Source organism: Paenibacillus sp. DMB5, assembly GCF_001517085.1.
Lineage (GTDB): Bacteria > Bacillota > Bacilli > Paenibacillales > Paenibacillaceae > Paenibacillus_AQ.
The window spans coordinates 1-21,853 of sequence record NZ_LRAC01000134.1 but is presented as its reverse complement, the minus strand read 5'-3'; the positions used below and the strand labels follow the sequence as shown (position 1 = coordinate 21,853).

The following is a 21,853-nucleotide window of genomic DNA, read 5'->3' as shown; positions in this document are numbered from 1 at the left end:
TATCCAGGCACTACCTATCCAAACGGAAGGCTTGCTGACCAGAGCACAGCCCGCCGTTTCTTTGTGTGATCTAAGCACCGTCATTCTGCGCTCAATTGACGGTGATTTCGCACGTAGCTATAATAGGAATATTGAGTAATGAAAGGGGAACTAGCAAGAGCATGAAGAGACTGTTGAGCTTTATCATTACCGTGCTCGTTTTAACCGGCGTCATGGCGTTTACAACCCCCGGTCTGCTGGACAAGGTCCGTCTGGGTCTTGACCTGAAAGGCGGCTTTGAGATTCTGTATCAGGCTTCGCCGATGGATACCGGCGGTGAACTGACCAGAGCTTCGCTGCAGCAAACCGCAAAGAGCCTGGAGAAACGCGCTAACGCACTCGGCACAAGCGAGCCGGAAGTGACAACGGAGGGAACTGACCGCATTCGTCTGAAGATTGCCGGTGTTACCGACGAGGCTGAAGTCCGCGAGAAGATGAAAGAACCTGCCGTATTGACATTCCGCAGTGCCGCCGAAGGTGATGCAGAGGGTGTATACAGCAAGATTGAGCTCGTGGGTAGTGATTTTGTTGAGAATGCTGCCGAGGTTCAGCGTAATAATCTGAACCAGCCTGAGATCAGCATTAGCATTAAAGACAAGAAAAAATTCGCGGAGATCACAGAGAGACTGCTTGGTCAACCGCTAGCTATCTATCTTGATGATCAGCTGTTGGGCAATCCGCCGGTCGTTAGAGCGGTATTGACTGACGGCAAGGCATCGATCTCCGGAAATTATACGTTAGATGAAGCACGTGAACTGGCTGATACCATTAACCTCGGCGCACTGCCGCTGAAGCTGACCGAGAAATACTCGCAAAGCGTCGGAGCAACCCTTGGTAAACAGTCACTTGATCAGACGATCAAAGCAGGTCTTGTGGGCTCCCTGATTATTTTGATTTTCATGATTGGTATGTACCGGCTTCCCGGTGTTCTGGCCAGCTTCGCGCTGATTCTGCATACCTGGCTGCTGATTCTGGTATTTGTCATTGCTGATTTTACCCTGACCCTTCCGGGTATCGCCGCGTTTATCCTTGGTATAGGGATGGCCGTCGATGCCAATATCATTACCAATGAACGGATAAGAGAAGAAATGCGCAGCGGCAAGAGCATCATGTCCTCTGTCAAAGCGGGTAACAAAACCTCCTTCCGGACTGTTATGGACGCCAACGTGACGACCATTATCGTAGCGGCTGTTATGTTCGCATTCGGTACCGGTGCGGTTAAAGGCTTTGCCTTGATACTGATTGTAGAAATTGTACTCAGTATCGTAACCAACCTCTATTTTGCCCACTGGCTGCTTTCGGTGCTGGTCAAAGCTGGCGCCCTGAAGAAACCTAAGCAATTTGGGGTAAAGGAGAGTGACATCCGTGCGCTTTAATAAAGAAATGGATTTCGTGCATTGGAGTAAATACTTCTTTATTTTCTCTATTGTACTTACTGTACTGGGTGTAGTTTTTCTCGGGTTTCTGGGACTGAACTACAGCGTAGATTTCAGAGCGGGTTCTAACGTGGATGTATCGTTGTCCAAGAATCTTACACAGGCTGAGCTTAAGCCAGCCCTGGACAGCCTGGGGATTGCCCATGAGCCGAGCATTACCATCGGTGACCAGCGTGTAAATATCCGTTATGACGAAGAACTTGATAATGCGCAGAGTGAAGCGCTGAAGACCGCAATCAGCAAGCTCGATGATAAGGCTTCCTATGAGATCAATACGGTTGACCCGGAAATGGCCAAGGAGCTTGCGCGTAATGCGATTTACTCCGTCCTACTGTCCAGTTTAGGGATTATTATTTATGTAAGCATCCGGTTTGAATGGCGCTTTGCCCTGGCGGCAATTGTCGCACTGCTCCATGACGCCTTTATGGTAGTGGCAATATTCTCTATCTTCCGACTTGAGGTGGATATAACCTTCATTGTCGCGGTGCTTACGATTATCGGTTATTCCATTAATGATACAATCGTTATTTTTGACCGGATCCGTGAGAACCTGCGCTTTGGCAAACAGAAAACGTATGAGGACCTTAAGCTTCTGGTCAACAAGAGTATATCCCAGACCCTTATGCGGTCCCTTTACACAGCATTTACGGTATTTATTGCCGCGTTCTTCCTGCTTGTGATGGGCGGCGAATCCATTAAAATGTTCTCGCTTGCTATGGTTATCGGGCTGCTCTTCGGAGCCTATTCCTCCATCTTTATCGCAAGCCCGCTCTGGCTGCTGCTCAAAAAGCGCCAGAAGCCTGCCGTGAAGAACAATCCGGCCTAAGTCTCAGCTTTATTGCCCGAAAAGCCGCGTCAACGACGACGCGGCTTTTCGGAATCTTTGGAACTGGCTGACAGGCGTATGCTGCAACATGAGATTACTTGCTACCAGGTAAGGAGGGCTCGTTATGAATGACAAACAATCACCGCAAAGTGAGACGGTTGCCTGGAACGGGATCGTCAGTGATGCTGTACTGGCTCTGGCTAAAGGCAGTATCGGTTATTTCACGGGCAGCAAGGCATTGCTGGGCGATGCCTTATATTCCGGAGCGGACGCGGCAGCAAGGCTGGCGGAAGCTCTCCCATGGCGTTCAGGACAGACAAAGAATCCAAAATCCGCCCTCCGGACAGGGAAAGGTAAAAGCAGTAAGGAACCCATTATTACCATGCTTTTCTCCGCGCTGATTCTGATGGCCGGACTGCAGATCGCTTTTTCAGCCATCCGGGATTTAACCAGAGGACATTTATCGACAGTTCCGCCTGCTGCACTTGTTACGGTTCTTATTTCAATTATAGTAAAAGAGGGCATTTTCCAGTATCAATACCGTTACTTCAAAAAAATTGGCGACGGCAGCCATGCCGCCTATGCGGATAGCCACCGTTTCAGCCTGTATAGCTCGATAGCTGCTTTAATTGGAATAACGTTGTCTATGGTCGGGGGATATATCGGCTGGAGCCCGCTGTTCTACATGGACCCGGTTGCAGCCCTGCTGACAAGCTTCCTGATTCTCCGTAAAGGCTACACCATGATTACCGCTTCGGTCTACGGCAAAACAAGCCAGGAGCTGCCTTCGGCGGAAGCCGCCAATTTCATTGAAACCGTCGGGCGGGTACACGGAGTCATCCGCGTTGAGCATCTCCAGGCGGTAGAACAAGGCCGGTATGTGAATCTTCAGATCAAAATCAGCGTGAATCCGCGGATCACGGTAATGGAAGCCCAGGATATCTCGGAGTGTGCCAGAAAGCTGTTACAGCACCGTTTTGTCCATGTCGGTGAAGTTCATATGGATGTTGTGCCGTACGATCCGGGTTATCCCTACAAAACCAATCACCAGCTTGCGGACAATGATATTCCGACACTGCTACAGTAGGCCGCATGGCGAGAGAAAGGTGAACTCAATTGCTTCATTCAAAAACAAGATGGCAATCTCCGGCAGCCGATCCCGATAAAGTGCGGGAATTGGCCCGGAGCCTTTCTGTTTCTCCGCTCCTGTCCTCCTTGCTTGTGACCAGAGGGCTTACTGCCCCGGACGAGGCATTGCTGTTCATGGACGGAGGGGCGGATGACAGCCATGATCCATTCCTGCTCAAAGGAATGGCCGAGGCTGTGCCGCGGATCAGAAAGGCATTGCAAGAAGAGGAACATATTCTGGTATACGGAGATTATGATGCCGACGGCGTATCCAGCACATCGCTGATGATCTATCTGCTGCGCCATCTGGGTGCTTCCTTTGACATCTATATCCCGCACCGCTCCAATGAAGGCTACGGGCTTCATAATCATGCTCTGGACTGGGCGGTCCAGCAGGGTGTTTCACTTGTCATTACAGTAGATACCGGTATCAGCGCCGTACATCAGATTGCGTACGCGGCTGAGCTGGGAATTGATGTTATTGTGACGGATCATCACGAACCGCCGGAGCTTTTGCCGGAAGCGTTTGCTTTGATTAACCCCAAGCTGCCGGACTGTCCTTATCCGTTTAAAGGGCTGGCCGGAGTAGGGGTGGCTTACAAGCTTGCTGAAGCACTGCTTGACGGCAAGGTGCCTGAGGAGTGGAGTGAAATTGCAGCGATCGGTACGGTGGCGGATCTGATGCCGCTGCTGGGCGAGAACCGCAGCCTGGTCCGCAAAGGGCTTGCAAGCATGCGGAAATCCCCGTTTCCCGGAGTACGCGCGCTGCTTGAGGTCAGCGGTATAACGATGAATACAGTTAGTGCAGTTAATATAGCATTCGGTGTAGCTCCGCGGATCAACGCCAGCGGCCGTCTCGATCATGCAGGCCGGGCGGTTGCCCTGCTGACCACTGCAGATAGTGATGAAGCCGGCCACCTGGCCAGCGAGTTAGATTTGCTTAACAAGGAACGTCAGATGGTCGTTGAACGCATTGTGGGTGAAGCTACTGATAAGCTCATCCGGCAGATCGGAGACGGACAGCCGCCGGATATTATCGTGCTGGCCGATCAGGGCTGGAATGTCGGGGTTGTCGGGATCGTCGCCTCCAAGCTGCTTGAACGGTATTACCGTCCGGTCATTATCCTTGATATCCATCCGGAGACCGGCATGTGCAAGGGTTCGGCCCGCTCTATTCCGGGTCTGGATATTTATGAGGCGCTTACCTCCTGCGCCGGATTAATGGACCATTACGGCGGCCATCCGGCTGCTGCCGGAATGAGCCTGCACCGCGACAATCTGGATGCCTTTGCCGCAGCTCTGAATGAATATGCAGCAGAGGTGCTTACACCGGAGCATCTGATCCCGGTAACCGCTGCAGACGGAGATATCGCGATTGCCGATTTGACGCTGCAGGCTGCACTTGAAATGGACAGACTGGCGCCCTTCGGCATGTCCAATCCGCTGCCCAAATTCATTGTGCGCGGAGCGGCCGTGAAGGAGACCCGCAAGATGGGGCAGGAGGGCAAGCACCTGAAGCTTGTCCTGCAGCAGGGGCGGCACACTATCGAAGCCGTAGCCTTCGGCAAAGGCGAACTGGCTGATTTGCTGCCCGGCGGGACTATGATTGACGTCCTTGCCGAGCTGTCGGTCAATGAGTGGAACGGCTCCCGCAAGCCGCAGCTGATGCTGCAGGATCTGGCCGTGCCGGAGGCGCAACTGTTTGATCTCCGGGGAACAGCAGATGCCGTACGGCAGGCCCTCCGCCTCAAAGAGGTGCTGCAGCCTTACAGCGGCAGCACGCCTTTTACAGCAGCGGCTGTTTTTCAGAACAGCCGCCTCTCGCCGCTCAGCGATCTGAAGGGGATGTCGCTGTGGGTTTATGATGAAGAAGGCGGGATTAACGCGCTTCATCATGGACAAGCTGAGCCAGACGGGAAAGTGTCGCTGCTGTGTCTGCTGGACATGCCGGAAACGCCGGAGCAGCTGGATGCCCTGCTTGCCGCTTTCCCTCAGGCCGAGAACATTGCCCTGCTGCATGCCCGGCGTGACGGGCGTGACCGCCTGCAGGTTCCGACACGCGATCATTTTAAGGTATTATATAAATTGCTGGCTTCCATTGCCTCTTCAGCAGTACCTGAGCATGAGGTGCTGCTGCGGCTTAGCCGCCAGTCTTCGCTGAGTGTACGGATGCTGGGCCGGATGCTGGACGTGTTCGAGGAGCTTGATTTTATCGAACGTACCGGTGGAATGATCTCATTTGTGTCCCAACCGGCAGCCAAAAACCTGTCTGCCTCGCGTCACTTTGTCCGTTTAGGACAAACTGCCGAGATGGAGCAGTATTTCATGGAAAGCAGCCCCCGCGAGCTGGAGAACTGGATGCTGGCCCGCCGCCAGGGAGCGTCGTAGGCTGGGACGGGCTTAAGCTCACAAACCAAGCAGACGCTTCCGGAGCGAGTTTTGTACGAAGCAATTAAAGTGGGCGGATGCTCACAAAACCAAGCACATGCTTCCGAAGTGAGTTGTTCGAAGCGAATCGGTGAGGTAATCCTCACAAACCAAGCAGATGCTTCCGAAGTGAGTTTGTTCGAAGCGAATCGGTGAGGTAATCCTCACAAACTTTTAGGAGATGATACTATTGGATTTCAAAAACAACATTCGCGTAATTGAAGATTTCCCGCAGCCGGGAATCAGCTTTAAAGATATTACCACCCTGCTTAAAGACGGCGAAGCTTACCGCGCAGCGATTGACGAGCTTAAAGCGCTGGTATCCCATCTGAACATTGATGTCATTGCCGGACCGGAAGCCCGCGGCTTTGTAGTTGGCGCTCCACTGGCTTATGCGCTGGGAGTGGGCTTTGTTCCTATCCGTAAAAGCGGCAAGCTCCCGTACGAAACAATCGAAGTTGGCTATGACCTGGAATACGGCAAAGATACACTTGCTGTTCACACCGATGCTATCAAGCCGGGCCAAAATGTGCTGATTGCTGATGACCTTCTGGCAACTGGCGGAACGATTGCTACTTCTGTCAGCCTGGTTGAACAGCTCGGAGGTAAGGTTGTCGGAGCAGCATTCCTGATTGAGCTGGTACAACTGGCCGGCCGCAACAAGCTTTCGGACATCGAAGTTGTATCCCTGCTGACATACGAAGACTAAACGAATTGTAAAATGCTCCCGTGGAGCTTTTCCCGGGAAATAAAAAGTGGACGTTGTCGAATAACGACAACCGTCCACTTTTTTTACTAATGCCGCACACGGCTTTCTTTGAAACATACCTAGCCATGAGAACCGGTATGCCGCACCCCGTTAATATCTACTATATAGCCAATAGGAAAACAGGGGAAAAGTTCTCAAATAATTGCATCAATCAGCTTAACGGGATGGCTCTTTTTTGTTTATATAGTTAGCTAATATATTCAGCTCTTACGACTTAGTGTGCAGTTTTCTCCGAATCCTGTTCATTGGACAAGCCCAGCACTTCGATCAGCTTGAAGAACAGGGACAGCACGATACCAACAATAGTAGCCAGTGCCATACCTTTGAGCTGTACGCCGGCAATATTGAGCGAGATGCCGCTGATGCCGACAACAAGCACCAAAGTGGCCAGAATCATATTGCTGGCTTTGGAGAAATCAACCTTTTGTTCTACAAAAATACGCAAACCCGATGCGGCAATAACGCCGAACAGCAGCAGGGATACACCGCCCATAACCGGCTGCGGGATATTCGCGATAATGGAGGAGAAGGTACCGGAGAACGAGAGCAGAATGGCGATGATGGCCGCTCCGCCGATTACGAATACCGAGTATACTTTGGTCAAAGCCATAACGCCGATATTTTCACCGTAAGTAGTGTTTGGTGTGGAGCCTACAAAGCCGGAAAGCACAGTCGATATCCCGTTACTGAGCAGGGAACGGTCAAGTCCGGGATCTTTGGTCAGGTCTTTGCCGACAATATTGCTGGTTACAAGCAGATGGCCGATATGTTCAACAATTACAACCAGGGATACAGGAATGATGGTCAGGATAACCTGCCAATCGAATGAAGGAGTAGTAATCGTCGGATGGGATAGGAAACTGGCGTCGGCAATAGCTCCGGTATTGACCTGTCCCATAATATAGGCAAGCACATAACCGGTTACGATACCGATGAGGATATGGATGATTTTGGGGAAGCCGCGGAACATAACAGAACCGATAACGGTAACTCCCAGTGTGACCAATGACAATGTAATAGCCTTACCGTCCGGAGTCCAGTCTGCAACCGCAACGCCTTCAGGAGCAATCAGTCCGGACATGCGTGCGGCAACCGGTACCAGCTCAAGTCCGATTGTTGCTACGATAGCACCCATGGCAGCAGGAGGGAATACAACATCAATCCAGCCGGTTCCGGCATAACGGATGATTAATGCGACAAGAATAAAGATAACACCGGTAACAATAAACGCTCCCAGTGCAAGCGAATATCCATGCTGATGATCTCCCTGATATTTATCCAGCACACTGAGCACCGGTGAGATGAAAGCGAAGCTTGACCCGAGGTAGGCCGGGATTTTGCCGCGGCAGATCAGAATATAGAGCAGTGTGCCGATACCGTTCATCAGCAGGATCATGCCGGGATCTACCCCGAACAGGTTAGGGACGAGCACGGTGCTGCCGAACATGGCGAACAGATGCTGCAGACTCAGGAGAAAGCCTGGGCCTAACGGGAGTTTCTCGTTAACTTGAATTTCGCGTTGCAATGGAGTTCACTTCTCTTTCTCTATGTAGTTTTGTCTTAACCTGGCGAAAACCGCCTTTACTAGATTAAATAGTACGACGCCGTTTGACAACAACATTTTTTGAACAATGTTAGACTTTATTTGTTTTTGTCATAAATTATTCTTCTATTCCCTGCAGAAACGGCTGTATGCCAGGCAATGGGAAGTGTTGACGTAATGCATCCTAAGCGTCATAATTATAAACAACTTTAAACTGCGTGTAGTGCAGCTCAAAGGAGCTGAAGGCCTGCAAATAGGGTTTCACTTGCGGGTTTATTTTATTATGCAGGATTCGGAATTTATCTAAACGCATAGGTTTAACAACATTTTCGAGAAACTCCTGTCATGGAGTTTTCTTATAGAAAGGAAACGGATACGACGAGAATGGGCATAGAGCAATTAGTTGAAAAGGCCGGCGCCTATATAAAAGAAAAAGATCTTCTCCGCATCCGGGAAGCGTATGAGTTTGCCGACCAGGCTCATCACGGCCAGGTACGCAAATCGGGGGAGCCCTATATCCTGCATCCGCTGGCGGTTGCAGATATTGTCGTCAATATGCAGATGGACGTTATTTCCATTATTGCAGCACTTCTGCATGATGTCGTTGAAGATACAACGGTGTCGCTGGAGCAGATCCGCGAGAAGTTCGGCGATACCTGTGCCATGCTGGTGGATGGTCTGACCAAGCTGGAACGCATCCGCTTCCGCTCCAAGGAAGAGCAGCAGAACGAGAACTACCGCAAAATGTTTATCGCCATGGCTCAGGATATCCGGGTCATTGTGATCAAGCTGGCGGACCGGCTGCATAACATGCGGACGCTCAAGTATCAGTCTGAGGAGAGCCAGCGGCGGATTTCCTACGAGACGCTGGAGATTTTTTGTCCGATAGCTGACCGTTTGGGTATTTCGGCGATTAAATGGGAGATGGAGGATATTGCCCTCCGTTACCTGAATCCTCAGCAATACTACCGTATTGCGAACCTGATGCATAAGAAGCGGGCAGAGCGTGAGCAGTTCATTGACAGTGTTATCGGCAGAATACGCGCCAAGCTTGATGAAATGGGGATCGAAGGGGATCTGTCCGGACGTCCCAAGCATATATACAGCGTCTATAACAAAATGAGCACTAAAAACAAGCAGTTCAATGAGATTTATGATCTGCTGGCGATCCGGATTATTGTTGATAATATTAAGGACTGTTACGCTACTTTAGGGATTATTCATACTCTTTGGAAGCCGATGCCCGGCCGGTTCAAGGATTATATCGCCATGCCTAAAGCGAACATGTACCAGTCCCTGCATACAACCGTGGTAGGTCCGGGCGGAGAGCCGACTGAAGTGCAGATCCGTACCTGGGAAATGCACCGGACGGCGGAATTCGGGATTGCCGCACACTGGGCATATAAAGAAGGCACCAGCAACAGCGGAAATCCGGAGAACCGCATGCCGTTTTTCCGGGAAATCCTGGAGCTGCAGCATGAAGCCAAGGATGCCGAGGAGTTCGTGGAATCGCTTAAGATGGACTTTTTCTCTGACCTTGTTTTTGTTTTTACGCCAAAGGGCGAGGTTGTGGAATTGCCGGCGGGCTCTGTTCCGCTGGATTTTGCTTTCCGGATTCATACAGAGGTCGGTAACCGGACCATCGGCTCCAAGGTGAACGGGCGGATTGTGCCGCTCGACCATAAGCTGAAGACCGGGGATATAGTAGAGATCCTCACTTCCAAGAATTCTTACGGCCCGAGCCGCGACTGGCTGAAGATTGCCCAATCTTCCCATGCGCGCAGCAAGATCAAGCAGTGGTTCAAGAAAGAGAAGCGCGAGGAAAATGTCGAAAAAGGCCGCGAAGCAGTCGAACGCGAGCTGAAGCGGCTTAACATGGAGGTTTCCGATTTCCTGACCGAGGATAAGCTGAGCGATGTGGCCAAGAAGTTCGCCTTCGGCGACGTCGAGGATATGCTATCCGCAGTCGGATTCGGAGGGATTACCGCCTCGCAGATCGCGAATAAGCTGACCGAGAAGCTGCGCAGGGAGCAGGAGGAAGCTGCCAACCATCTGGAATTGTCTACCGAGATGAAGGAGATCAAATCCAGCGGCGGCAACCGTAACCAGCCTACCAACGGTGTGCGCGTCAAGGGCATTGATAACCTGCTTGTCCGCTTCGCGCGATGTTGCAACCCCGTACCGGGTGACGATATTGTCGGATATGTAACCCGCGGGCGCGGCGTGTCTGTGCACCGTGAGGATTGTCCGAATATTCCGACCGACGGTGACGGGGAAGAATCAGCACGGGTGATTGAAGTGGAGTGGGAAGGCAGCATGGAGGCCAACTACAGCGTTGATATTGAGATTACAGGCCATGACCGCAACGGTCTGCTTAATGAAGTGCTGCAGGCGGTGTCTGAGAGCAAAACGAATATTTCGGCCGTTACCGGACGCTCTGACAAGAATAAGATGGCGATGATTCACATGACGATTCTCATCCGCAATACCGATCATCTGCAGTCGGTTGTCGACCGGGTGAAGCGTGTGAAGGATGTATATACAGTTAACCGGATTATGCAATAGGGCAAGGAGCTGAAAGTCGCAATGAGAGCAGTGGTACAACGCTGTAAGGAAGCAAAAGTTACAGTCGACGGGACGGTAACAGGAGCCATTAGCGAAGGCTTGATGCTGTTGATCGGCGTGACGCATGGAGATACGGAGAAGGATGCCAAATATCTGGCTGACAAAATAGCCGGACTGCGCATCTTCGAAGATGAGGCCGGCAAAATGAACTTTAGTGTAATGGATACCGGAGGAGCCGTTCTATCTGTATCACAGTTCACTTTGTACGGGGACTGCCGCAAGGGACGGCGCCCGAACTTCATGGCTGCAGCGGCTCCAGCCGAGGCTAAGCAGCTCTATGATTACTTTAACCAGGAGCTGAGAGCCGGCGGACTTCAGGTGGAGACCGGCGTGTTCGGGGCCATGATGGACGTCTCATTCACCAACTGGGGACCGGTTACGCTGATCCTGGACAGCCGGGACTAGAGAAGCTACTAAAATGAATATGTGACATGCCGCAGGTTGTTCCCTATAGGAGCAGCCTGCGGCTTTTTTTATAATGCAGCTATTATAGGCTGCCGGGGGTGTTGAAGTCCTCATAGAGTGTTTGGGTTAGCGTCTGCACGGGGATAGAGCCAGCTTGTACAGGATAAACTAGGGAGGATTGAAATTTTGTCAGGGGTAGGTAATCCGAAGATGAGATATTCTCCGAAATCATGGGCATGGACCCGCGTTCCGGCCTACACGGCAGGCAGTGCTGCGGAAGCATCGGCGGCAGCGAAAGAAGCAAGGCAGGAGGAAGATCTTGCGCTCATGAAGGGCAGAAGTCGGGGGCTGCTTCCGCGCACCTGAAGAAACCCGGAAAGTTCCGGTACCAGATTGAACAGAAAAATATTAAATTAGGGAAGAATGATGGAGGAGAATTTTGGAACTGTAGGAGCGGTAGCGTCCGCCTGAAAGCTTTTCGTAGAAAAGCTCGCTACGGAAGCATATGCCGTCTGCGGATTTCAACCGCGAACAGCGGTACAAATGAAGAAATCTGCAGACAACAGCGGCCGGAAGTCCAAACATTCTCTGGAGTGATGACTCATCCCGAAATGGGAAATTATAAGTTCAATCAATCGAGCACACCTTGGGTCGTTAGAAATCCGGATATTGCGGGTAATAAGAAAGCGAGAACAAAATAGCGGAGAGGAGAACTTATCCAATGAGTAAAGTAGCATTTCTGCTCGCCAGCGGTTTTGAAGATTCCGAAATGAAAGTACCTTACGATGAAGTTATACAAGCAGGACATCAGGCTGAAATTATAGGTCTGAAAAAGAATGAAACGCTACTGGGCAAAAAGGGAAACGTTTCCTATGCTACAGATAAAGCAATCAGCGAGGTAAAGGCCGGTGACTATGACGCAATCGTGATTCCAGGCGGTTCGTCACCCGAAAATCTGCGGCTGGATGAAGGCATTCTTGCTTTTGTGAAGGAAGCCGATGCTTCCGGTACTCCGATTGCATCTATCTGCCATGGACCGCAGATTCTGATCAGTGCAGACCTGCTTCAAGGACGCACCATCACCTCCTACCCGCCGCTCAAGGATGATGTCGTTAACGCCGGAGCGGAGTTTAAGGATGAAGAGGTCGTCGTTGACGGCAATTATATAACATCGCGCACCCCGAAAGATGAACCTGCCTTTGTGCGCGAGCTGCTGAAGGTCCTGTAATCAACCAATATTGAAGGAGGGAACAATCATGACCAGAAGAATTCAGGCTTATTTCAGAACGGAAAGTGAAGCGGAGGGCGCGAAAACGGCATTGATTCCATATAGTGTGGAGGCTCTGGAAATTTCTCAGCTGACAGATCCCCTGGATTCCGGCAGGGACCGCAGACCGAATCTTCTTTTGCCGCTAGTTCCGTACAACAATTCAGTGATTACCGGCGGGACAATGGGCGTGGCAGGAACAGCGGGAGCATTGAGCGGAGCTGCGGTGGTTCCGGCAGTAGTCGACAACGATGATGAAGGGCTGAGACGTGCGACGTTGACGCAGACAATGATATTCTGCGTGATACCAATGTCAACGATGATGTCGATTTGAGTGATGTGCACATTGTAATGTCCCTGAAAACTACAGAGGAGCATTATAATGAGGTTGTAGAGACATTGCGCGGCAAGCATGCATATGTAGAGGTTTTTGAATAATATTAGTATGACTGCTGGGTGTTAGAACGCAGTCTGCAGGCAGCCCCGGCCGTCCGCACGGACCCGCCGGGGCTGCCTTGTGCAGCAGAGCAAAAATTCACTGGACAGCTCGGGCAGCGTAGTGTAAAGTATGTTTGTGTTAAGGCGGACAGAGAATGTCCCAGTAAATAAAACGCTTTCTTTTCTGTAATACAACTGTAATACTGCATTCATGAATCCTTAATATAGGGTGTCTATAATAGAAGCATGACCCCCTTTTTTATAATATATGATAATGGACCTGCAGCAATCGGCTGCAGGTCACTTTTTTTATATGCACCTGATCTGCAATATTTACACGGGAATTTCATTTCCTTCCTTGACTTTAGCGCAGTGGTTCAGTAGAATCTAACAATATACGAAATGTTTATAATGCTTTGATGACGGGACCAAGTAATCCGAGATCCATGACCCCAGAGAGGAATCCCCGCAGAACCGGCTATTGGCCTTCATTAGGAGCCATATCCGTTTCGGCACGGCTGTAAGGATTCTGTTGATGACCGGATGAATGACTTCCCCGAGAACGCACGGCGAACGCGAGGCAGCTTACCTGCCTAGGGTCAGTAGCCGGAGCGCGTAGGCGGGCGTTAACCGCTTAGAGCGGATTCAGTTTAGGTGAATGAGTCCGGAATGTGGGTGGTACCACGGGTGAATAATCGTTTATGATAATCCCTCGTCCCTGTTTGTTACAAACAGAGGCGAGGGATTTTTTGCTTTTTTGTGAAATATCAGAACGTATAAGTCTAAGGACTTATACAGGTCTGATCTTTCTCGCAGAAACGGCTGCCGCCTTCCCCGAAGGACGGCAAAGCCGTTTTTACTTGAAATTGTGCAAGCTAAGGTACAGGCAATGTTAGGCAAGAGGGGTTATTTTCAGGAGGGATAGGCTGTGGCTAAAGAAAGATTCGAGAAACCTACAGGTACACAGGATGTGCTTCCAGGTGCCGTAGAGAAATGGCAGTACATTGAAGGCAAGGCCAGAGATCTCTGCCGCCGGTTCAATTACCGGGAGATCCGCACACCGATGTTTGAGCACACCGGGCTGTTCGAACGGGGCGTCGGTGAAACTACGGATATTGTGGAGGGCGAAATGTACACCTTCAAGGACAAAGGCGACCGTGACCTGGCGCTCCGTCCGGAAGGAACGGCTGGTGTTGTGCGTGCTTATGTGCAGAACAAGCTGTACGGCGAGCCTGATGTCAGCAAGCTGTATTACATCGGTCCGATGTTCCGTTATGAACGTCCGCAGGCGGGAAGATACCGCCAGTTCCACCAGTTTGGCATTGAGGCGTTCGGGGCAGTAGATCCGGCCATTGATGCCGAGGTGATCTCGCTGGGATATCAGTTCTACAAAGATCTCGGCCTCAAAGAAGTCCGGGTTGAGCTGAACTCCGTGGGCAATGCGCCAAGCCGCGCCGCTTACCGCGAGAAGCTGCTGAATTTCCTGAGACCAATGCGCGATACGCTGTGCAGTGACTGTCAGCGCCGCATGGACCGCAATCCGCTGCGGGTGCTCGACTGCAAGGTTGATCAGGATAAGTTCGGCGGTGCGCCGTCCATTCTGGACAGTCTGGATGAAGAATGCACTACCCATTTCGAAAAGGTTAAGCAGCATCTCGATACCATGGGCGTTGAGTACAGCATCAATCCCCGTCTGGTCCGCGGACTGGATTATTACACGCATACCGCGTTTGAGTATAAAGCAGCCGGCATCGGCTCCATCGATACCGTCGGCGGCGGAGGCCGCTATAACGGGCTTGTAGAGGAAATCGGCGGACCGGATCAGCCGGGCATCGGGTTCGGAATCGGGCTGGAGCGTATCCTGCTGATTCTGGAGAATCAGGGTGTGGAGCTTGCGGCAGCGAAGCCGCTCGATGTATATTTCGTAGCGCTTGGCGAAGCTGCAGATCAGGAGATTACGAAGCAGCTTTTCCTGCTGCGCAGCCAGGGCTTCTCTGCTGAACGCGATTACCTCGGCCGCAAAATGAAGGCGCAAATGAAGTCGGCTGACCGTATGTCAGCGCGGTATACGGCGATTCTTGGCGAAGATGAGCTGAACAGCGGAGTCATCGCCCTGAAGTCAATGGAGACAGGTGAGCAGAAGACAGTCAAGCTGGAAGAGCTGGCACAGGCGCTGGTCTAAGGAACGGTCACACTTATTTTAACCATGAAAGGGTAGGATAAATTATGAGTAGAAGTCATCATTGCGGGCAATTAACGCCTGAGCAGATCGGCCAGACAGTAACATTGAACGGCTGGGTACAGACCCGCCGCGACCTTGGAGGCGTCCTGTTCATTGACCTGCGCGACCGTACAGGTATTGTACAAATCGTGTTCAATCCGGATTATTCCGGTGAAGCACTGCAGATTGCCGATAAGGTGCGCAGTGAATACGTACTCTCCGTTACGGGTAAAGTTGTTAAGAGAGATGAAGAAACGGTTAACCGCAACCTGCCTACAGGCGAAATTGAAGTGCAGATTACGGAAATTGAAGTGCTGAATGCTGCCAAAACCCCTCCGTTCTTCATCGAAGACGGCGTGGAAGTGGATGAGTCGCTGCGGATGAAATACCGTTACCTTGACCTGCGCCGTCCGGAAATGCACAAGACACTGCTGCTGCGCTCGAAGGCGGCGAAGATTTTCCGTGACTTCCTTGACGGTGAAGGCTTCATTGATGTTGAAACTCCGATCCTGACCAAAAGCTCCCCTGAGGGCGCACGTGATTATCTGGTGCCTAGCCGGGTACATGAAGGTGAATTTTTTGCACTGCCGCAGTCGCCGCAGATTTACAAGCAGCTGCTGATGGTCGGCGGCATCGAGCGTTACTACCAGATCGCCCGCTGCTTCCGTGACGAGGATCTGCGCGCTGACCGCCAGCCGGAATTTACCCAGGTCGACATCGAGACCTCTTTCCTGCCGCAGGATGAGCTGCTCGGCATGATGGAAACCTTGATGCAGCGCCTGCTGAAGGAAACGGTAGGAGTTGAGGTTGCCGTTCCGTTCCAGCGCCTGACCTACGCCGAAGCCATCGGCAAATACGGCTCGGATAAGCCGGACCTGCGTTTTGGCCTGGAGCTTGTTGAAATGAACGACATCGTTGCCAGCAGCGGTGTGAAGGTATTTGCTTCCGTTATCGAAAAAGGCGGAGAAGTGAAGTGCCTCAATGCCAAAGGCTGCGGTACATGGACCCGTAAGGAAATCGACGATCTTGGACCTTATGCTGCCCGTTACGGCGCGAAGGGCCTGGCCTGGATTCAGGTGAAGGACGGGGAGTTCAAGGGACCGATCGTCAAATTCTTCACTGAAGAAGAAATTGCAGCTGTAAAAGAACGCACCGGCGCTGAAGAAGGCGACCTTCTGCTCTTCTCCGCTGACAACAAAAAAGTGGTTGCCGATGTACTGGGTGCCCTGCGTCTGAAGATCGGCCGCCAGCTCGGCCTGATTGATGACAGTGTGTTCAAATTCGCCTGGGTTACCGAATTCCCGCTGCTCAGCTATGACGAAGACCAGAAGCGTTATGTGGCCGAGCATCATCCGTTCACCCGTCCAATGGACGAAGACCTGCACCTGTTCGATACCGACCCGGGCAAGATCCGTGCGCAGGCTTACGATATTGTGCTTAACGGCTATGAAGTGGGCGGCGGCTCCCAGCGTATCTACAAGCGTGATGTACAGGAGAAAATGTTCGAAGCTCTCGGCTTTACGCCTGAAGTGGCTTATGAGAAATTCGGCTACCTGATGGATGCCTTCGAATACGGCACGCCTCCGCACGGCGGGATTGCCTTCGGCTTTGACCGTCTGGTCATGCTGCTGGCCGGACGCACAAATCTGCGTGAAACGATTGCCTTCCCGAAAACGGCAAGTGCAACCGACCTGCTGATGGACGCACCTGCTCCGGTAGATGCCGCGCAGCTGGAACAGCTCCACATCAAGCTGGCACCAAAGCCGGAAAAAGTGAAAAACTAATCAAACCATGCCTGAGGAGCGTCTCTATAGACGGCTCCCCAGGCCGCATAATAAAGGAGGCGTGAACCTTATGCTGCATCAGTTCTCGCGTACAGAGCTTGCCATCGGGCCGGAGGGCCTGGAGATTCTGAAGAACAGCACAGTAGCTGTATTGGGGATCGGCGGCGTTGGTGCCATGTCTGTTGAAGCGCTGGCCCGCATGGGTGTCGGCCGGATTATCCTGATCGACAAGGATGCGGTGGATATCACCAATATCAACCGCCAGATTCATGCGCTCACGACCACAATCGGCCAGAAAAAGGCTGATCTGATGGTGGAACGCGTCAAGCTGATAAACCCGGAGATTGAAGCGATCGCCCTGAACATGTTCTATACGGAGGAAACGTATGAGGAGCTGTTCAAGCTTAAGCCGGATTTTGTCATTGATGCATCCGATACGATTATTTACAAAATCCATCTGATTAAGGAATGCCTGTCCCGGGGAATTCCCATGGTTTCGAGTATGGGCGCAGCCAACAAGATGGATCCTACACGCTTTAAGGTGGCTGACATCTCCAAAACGGAGATGGACCCGATTGCCCGCGTAATCCGTCAAAAGCTGCGCAAGGACGGCATCAAAAAAGGCGTTAAGGTTGTCTTCTCGACTGAAGTTCCGGTGAAACCGCGTGTGGATGTAACGGAACAGATTGTTCCTGCCGATGCGCCGGACCGGCGCAAGGCCAAGCAGCCGCCGGCGAGCAATTCGTTCGTACCGCCGGTTGTCGGTCTGATTATGGTAAGTGTTGCAGTTGATGATCTGCTGAAAGCCGGCGGCGCAAGCGTATAAAACCGGCCCGGGCAACAAATAAATGAATGGTGGACGAAGGGCGTAAGCAGCCGGATAGCCGGCTGCACGCCCTTTTATTGCGGTTTCCGGTTATGAGCCGTAAAAACCGGGTAATAGCCAGCGGAACTTAACAATCAGTGGAGGTTTTACAATGAATTCGAATTTTTGGCGGAAGAGCGTGGGTCTGGAGCCGGGAGATAACTGGAAACGGGAATGGGCTGCAGGAATCCTGTCTTATTTTGCCTCTGTATATATTGTGATGGTCAATGCGGCCATTCTGCATGATGCAGGCATGCCGCTCAGAGCGGGGATGGTCGCTACACTGCTGACTGCGGTTACAGGCTGCCTGCTTATGGCTTTCGGCGGCAAAACGCCGATTATTGTGGTGCCCGGCATGGGGATCAATGCCTTCTTCACCTATACGCTGGTCCATTCCATGAAGCTGGACTGGCGCGAAGCTCTGGCGGTTGTTGTGGTAACCGGCGTACTGTTCGCAGTCGTAGCGTTCACATCGCTGTACCGGATTCTGAGCGAAGCGATTCCGCATAACCTGCAGCATGCCATCACGGTCGGAATCGGGTTGTTTCTGACCTTCATCGGCCTGCAGAAAAGCGGGATCGTTATAGCCCATCGGACTACTTTCGTGGCTATCGGCCATTTCAGCGACCCGGCGGTTATCACATCCTGTGTAACACTGATTCTGGCGCTGGTGCTGTTCATCCGCGGAACGCGCGGCGGATTGCTGATCAGCATGATTGCCGGCACAGGACTGGCCTATCTGCTGGGAGCAGCACATAAGCCTGAAACAACAGAATCAGGCCATGTTTTTACCGGCTATGGTGATGTTTTTGCCGGCATGGACTGGAGCGGAGTGATCAGTCTGGTGTTCTGGATTGCCGTGTTCCTGCTGCTTCTGATCGTCGTATTTGAGAATATCGGGCTGATCTCCTCGCAGACGCTGATGGCCGGGCGGCCGGAACGGTTCAAGAGCAGCCTGCGGGCACTCTCAGTTGCCAACATTGCAGCCGGCCTGTTCGGCAGCAGTCCGGTCGTTGCGGCTGCAGAATCCACTGCAGGCATCGCGGCAGGCGGCAAATCCGGTCTGACCTCGCTGGTCACCGGGCTGCTGTTCGGGGCGACCTTCCTTTTTATCCCTCTGCTGGCCTATGTGCCGGACAGTGCCATCGCACCCATCCTTATTGTGATCGGCGGCCTGATGGTCCAGAGTGTGCGGGAGATGGACCTCAGTGACATGACGGAGCTGTTCCCTGCTTTTCTGGTTATGGTTATGATTCCATTCACCTACAGCATTGTGGACGGTATGGCTTTCGGCTTTATCACTTATCCGATTGTCAAGCTGGCTATGGGGAAAGGCAAGGATGTCCCTCCGGCGCTGTACGGGATTGCCGGGCTGTTTGTAGCCAACTTTGTGCTACATGCTTTTATGGGATAACGGCTTAGGATTGCTGCGGGAAGTGCGGCGTTCAGCCGGATAGATAATTCTGGATTTTGTGAATCTGTTGTGCTATGATGAGTATCCTTTTTGTGTAAGTGATATCAGCCTTGCACAGATCGCTATGCTCATAAACTTTTAGGAGGTAACTGAAATTGGAGGACAACTTTCAAAGTGCCTATCAAGAGGAAGAAGACAGGCTGAACAGCACGCTTACCGAAATTGATTCGATCCTGGCTAAACTGCGCAATACCCCGGTGTATACCGGACATGATTATACGGAGCAGGTGCTGGAGGATTCCAGGGAGCAGAGGCGCAAGGATTTGGCCAGGCTCCGGCCGGAGCCCTACTTCGGACGGCTGGATTTCCAGAGCAGCGGTGATGGAGCGCCCCAGCCCCTGTATATCGGCAAAATCGGCGTAGACCGTGAGCAGGTAAGCGACCGTCCGCTGGTCATCGACTGGCGCGCACCGGTAGCAAGCCTGTTTTATTCTTTTACCGGAGGGACGGAACCTGCCTCTTATGAAGCTCCGGAGGGGCTGATTGAAGGGCTTGTATATCTGAAACGCAACGTGGTGATCCGCAAGCAGATCCTGGAACGGGTTGCGGATACCTACAACCGGGACAGCGATGCACCGGCGGTATCGGACGAATTTCTCGTCTACCGGCTGGGGGAGAACAAGGATAACCGGCTCCGCGATATCGTCTCGACAATTCAGGAGGAACAGGACAAGATTATCCGTGCGGTGAAGAATACGGCGCTGATCATCCAGGGCGTAGCGGGGAGCGGGAAGACTACGGTCGCCCTGCATAGACTGGCATTCCTGTTGTATCAATACAAGGAGCAGGTATCGGCGGAGAAAATGATTATTTTTGCTCCGAACCGGATGTTCCTCGATTATATCTCCGATGTGCTGCCGGAGCTCGGGGTCGGCAACATTGCCCAGAGCACGTTCCCGGACTGGGCGGCTAATGTGCTGGATCTGGAGCTGCCGGAGCAGAATACCACGGAGACATTGAACCGCTGGTTCGAAGCGGAAGGCGGCATGCCGGCCATTACAGAAGAAACACCTGGGCGTTTCAAGGGCTCTACGGTGCTAATGGGAGTCATTGAGTCGGCTGTTAAGCTGCTGGAGGCGGGAGCGGTCCCCGAAGGGGATTTCAGCCCGTGGGAAGGCGCAGTGCTGCGTCGTTCCATGATCCTGCGCTGGCATAATGAGGAATACGCCCCTTATCCGCCGCTGAAGCGCAAAGAGCGGGTAATGGCGCGGATTCACCGCTGGATTGAAATGGAGCTGAAGAAAAGCCCGTCCGCAGCAGCGCTGAAGGAACGTAAGAAGAAGGCGGCAGCCAAGGAGAAGACATACGGCGGCAAATGGCCGAAATATGATCCGCTGATGATCTACAAGCAGATCTTCCGCGCCGCCAAGGTGCCTGGGGACTGGCCGGCAGAAGCACCGGAGCTCATCCCTCAGGGGGTGCTGAAGGAAACTGCAAAGGATCTCAAAAAAGGCATCCTGCGCGAGGAAGATCTGCCTCCCTTGCTCTATATCCATTATCTGCTGAGCGGTAATGAGGGCACGGAGCGCTTTGACCATATTGTAATTGACGAAGCACAGGATTTCTCGCCTTTCCAGATCGCCGTGCTGGATTTGTATGTGAAGGGCCACTCCTTCACGATCCTGGGTGATCTGTCACAGGGTATCCATGCCTATAAAGGCGTGCACGCCTGGGCGGAAATGCAGACGCTGTTCGCTCCTGAGCATACCGCCTACCACGCGCTGACACGAAGCTACCGCTCAACCATGGAGATCATCGAATTCGCCAACGGTATTCTCTCAGCGGGCGTTCAGAGCCCGCTGCTGGCCGTACCGGTGTTCCGCAGCGGTAATCCGGTCCGCCTGATCGCTTACAGCGGTGAGTCAGCTGAGGCGGCTTCAGGAGCGGATCAGCGCCTGCACTCAGTCAGTACAGCGCTTAAGGCGCTCTCCGGGCGTGAATACCGGACAGTAGCCGTCCTGACCCGCAGTCTTCGTGAAGCGGAGGAGCTGTATGCAGCGCTGGCTGCCGGCTTCGAGGATCTTCATCTCATTGACGGCAGCATGACACAATATCTCGGCGGCTGTCGGTACTGCCGGTCTATCTGTCCAAGGGTCTGGAGTTCGATGCAGTCATCCTGGCCGATGCCGATACCAGCCATTACGGAGCAGCCGCCTGGGATGCCAAGCTGATGTATGTCGGCTGTACCCGTGCGCTGCATGAATTGTGGCTGCTGCACAGCGGAGAACTGCCTGCTTATGTGAAGACAGCAGGGGAAGAGACTGTTACTGGCTGGCCGGAAGCGGCAGAACATTAAACATACAGTAAAAAGGACCGCCCTATGGTTTGGTCAAGCCCCTGTTTTATAGACACTGAAAAAAGACCCTAGGCTATAAGCTGCTTCCGGTATTCTACCGGAGGCAGCTTATTTAGTTTTCGTTGCGGTCGATGTTCGTTATAAAATTGAATATAGGCTTCAATTCGCCTTTGTGCCTCATCCATATTTCGGATATCATAAGGGTAGAGCCCTTCCGTTTTCAGATGCGAGAAGAAGCTCTCCATTGAGGCATTGTCATAACAATTTCCTCGGCGAGACATGCTGATTCGGGCGCCAACCTTTGGCAGCA

General features: G+C 52.3%; 16 protein-coding genes and 1 pseudogene. 15 read left to right on the top strand and 2 right to left on the bottom strand.

Annotation, left to right across the window (positions count from 1 at the left end):
* Window positions 1-161 precede the first annotated feature (161 nt).
* The 5 genes from secD to AWJ19_RS20540 all read left to right on the top strand — a co-directional run bounded on the left by secD (window position 162) and on the right by AWJ19_RS20540 (window position 6,565).
* Window positions 162-1,415, top strand: a complete 1,254-nt coding sequence (gene secD, locus AWJ19_RS20560; protein WP_068726609.1) for a protein translocase subunit SecD — start codon at window positions 162-164, stop codon at window positions 1,413-1,415.
* Window positions 1,405-2,301: a protein translocase subunit SecF gene (gene secF, locus AWJ19_RS20555; RefSeq protein WP_068726607.1), complete on the top strand. Its 897-nt coding sequence runs from the start codon at window positions 1,405-1,407 to the stop codon at window positions 2,299-2,301. The genes secD and secF overlap by 11 nt, the downstream gene beginning before the upstream one ends.
* Window positions 2,302-2,425: 124 nt before the next feature.
* Window positions 2,426-3,388: a cation diffusion facilitator family transporter gene (locus tag AWJ19_RS20550; RefSeq protein WP_068726606.1), complete on the top strand. Its 963-nt coding sequence runs from the start codon at window positions 2,426-2,428 to the stop codon at window positions 3,386-3,388.
* Between the two features lie 29 nt (window positions 3,389-3,417).
* On the top strand, window positions 3,418-5,817 hold the full coding sequence (recJ, locus tag AWJ19_RS20545) for a single-stranded-DNA-specific exonuclease RecJ (RefSeq protein ID WP_068726604.1): 2,400 nt from the start codon (window positions 3,418-3,420) through the stop codon (window positions 5,815-5,817).
* Window positions 5,818-6,046: 229 nt separating this feature from the next.
* Window positions 6,047-6,565 carry an adenine phosphoribosyltransferase gene (locus AWJ19_RS20540; RefSeq protein WP_039876305.1) on the top strand — a complete coding sequence of 173 codons (519 nt, stop codon included), beginning with the start codon at window positions 6,047-6,049 and terminating at the stop codon, window positions 6,563-6,565.
* A gap of 274 nt (window positions 6,566-6,839) precedes the next feature.
* Here the strand turns inward: AWJ19_RS20540 and uraA are convergent, their stop codons facing one another.
* Window positions 6,840-8,150: a uracil permease gene (gene uraA, locus AWJ19_RS20535; RefSeq protein ID WP_068726602.1), complete on the bottom strand. Its 1,311-nt coding sequence runs from the start codon at window positions 8,148-8,150 to the stop codon at window positions 6,840-6,842.
* A gap of 402 nt (window positions 8,151-8,552) precedes the next feature.
* Here uraA and AWJ19_RS20530 point away from each other — a divergent pair, with 402 nt between their 5' ends.
* The 10 genes and pseudogenes from AWJ19_RS20530 (at window position 8,553) to AWJ19_RS20485 (ending at window position 21,543) form a co-directional block, all read left to right on the top strand.
* Window positions 8,553-10,733, top strand: coding sequence for a bifunctional (p)ppGpp synthetase/guanosine-3',5'-bis(diphosphate) 3'-pyrophosphohydrolase (locus tag AWJ19_RS20530; RefSeq protein ID WP_068726601.1), 2,181 nt, complete (start codon window positions 8,553-8,555; stop codon window positions 10,731-10,733).
* Between the two features lie 21 nt (window positions 10,734-10,754).
* Complete coding sequence (gene dtd, locus AWJ19_RS20525; protein WP_068726599.1) at window positions 10,755-11,198, top strand: D-aminoacyl-tRNA deacylase; 444 nt, start codon at window positions 10,755-10,757, stop codon at window positions 11,196-11,198.
* 186 nt (window positions 11,199-11,384) lie between these two features.
* Entirely contained in the window at window positions 11,385-11,564 is a 180-nt protein-coding gene (locus tag AWJ19_RS20520; RefSeq protein ID WP_068726597.1) for a hypothetical protein, read from the top strand.
* Window positions 11,565-11,919: 355 nt separating this feature from the next.
* Window positions 11,920-12,426, top strand: coding sequence for a type 1 glutamine amidotransferase domain-containing protein (locus tag AWJ19_RS20515; RefSeq protein WP_068726595.1), 507 nt, complete (start codon window positions 11,920-11,922; stop codon window positions 12,424-12,426).
* Window positions 12,427-12,454: 28 nt separating this feature from the next.
* Window positions 12,455-12,799: a hypothetical protein gene (locus AWJ19_RS20510; protein ID WP_068726593.1), complete on the top strand. Its 345-nt coding sequence runs from the start codon at window positions 12,455-12,457 to the stop codon at window positions 12,797-12,799.
* Between the two features lie 1,032 nt (window positions 12,800-13,831).
* Complete coding sequence (hisS, locus tag AWJ19_RS20505; protein ID WP_068726591.1) at window positions 13,832-15,085, top strand: histidine--tRNA ligase; 1,254 nt, start codon at window positions 13,832-13,834, stop codon at window positions 15,083-15,085.
* Between the two features lie 44 nt (window positions 15,086-15,129).
* On the top strand, window positions 15,130-16,908 hold the full coding sequence (aspS, locus tag AWJ19_RS20500; protein ID WP_068726590.1) for an aspartate--tRNA ligase: 1,779 nt from the start codon (window positions 15,130-15,132) through the stop codon (window positions 16,906-16,908).
* Between the two features lie 70 nt (window positions 16,909-16,978).
* The gene (locus AWJ19_RS20495; RefSeq protein WP_068726588.1) at window positions 16,979-17,734 is read left to right on the top strand and encodes a tRNA threonylcarbamoyladenosine dehydratase; all 756 of its coding nucleotides are present in this window, start codon (window positions 16,979-16,981) and stop codon (window positions 17,732-17,734) included.
* A gap of 151 nt (window positions 17,735-17,885) precedes the next feature.
* Window positions 17,886-19,187, top strand: a complete 1,302-nt coding sequence (locus AWJ19_RS20490; RefSeq protein WP_068726586.1) for an NCS2 family permease — start codon at window positions 17,886-17,888, stop codon at window positions 19,185-19,187.
* Window positions 19,188-19,342: 155 nt separating this feature from the next.
* Window positions 19,343-21,543 (top strand): annotated as a pseudogene (locus AWJ19_RS20485) (UvrD-helicase domain-containing protein).
* 68 nt (window positions 21,544-21,611) lie between these two features.
* On the opposite strand, the gene AWJ19_RS20480 reads toward AWJ19_RS20485, so the two are convergent.
* A partial coding sequence (locus AWJ19_RS20480) for an integrase core domain-containing protein (protein ID WP_157890057.1) occupies window positions 21,612-21,853 on the bottom strand: 242 nt, incomplete at its 5' end.

Coding starts and splice junctions, on each gene's coding strand:
- aspS (WP_068726590.1), top strand. CDS start 15,130: ATGAGTAGAAGTCATCATTGCGGGCAATTAACGCCTGAGCAGATCGGC.
- AWJ19_RS20495 (WP_068726588.1), top strand. CDS start 16,979: ATGCTGCATCAGTTCTCGCGTACAGAGCTTGCCATCGGGCCGGAGGGC.
- dtd (WP_068726599.1), top strand. CDS start 10,755: ATGAGAGCAGTGGTACAACGCTGTAAGGAAGCAAAAGTTACAGTCGAC.
- AWJ19_RS20530 (WP_068726601.1), top strand. CDS start 8,553: ATGGGCATAGAGCAATTAGTTGAAAAGGCCGGCGCCTATATAAAAGAA.
- AWJ19_RS20515 (WP_068726595.1), top strand. CDS start 11,920: ATGAGTAAAGTAGCATTTCTGCTCGCCAGCGGTTTTGAAGATTCCGAA.
- secD (WP_068726609.1), top strand. CDS start 162: ATGAAGAGACTGTTGAGCTTTATCATTACCGTGCTCGTTTTAACCGGC.
- AWJ19_RS20490 (WP_068726586.1), top strand. CDS start 17,886: ATGAATTCGAATTTTTGGCGGAAGAGCGTGGGTCTGGAGCCGGGAGAT.
- AWJ19_RS20510 (WP_068726593.1), top strand. CDS start 12,455: ATGACCAGAAGAATTCAGGCTTATTTCAGAACGGAAAGTGAAGCGGAG.
- AWJ19_RS20550 (WP_068726606.1), top strand. CDS start 2,426: ATGAATGACAAACAATCACCGCAAAGTGAGACGGTTGCCTGGAACGGG.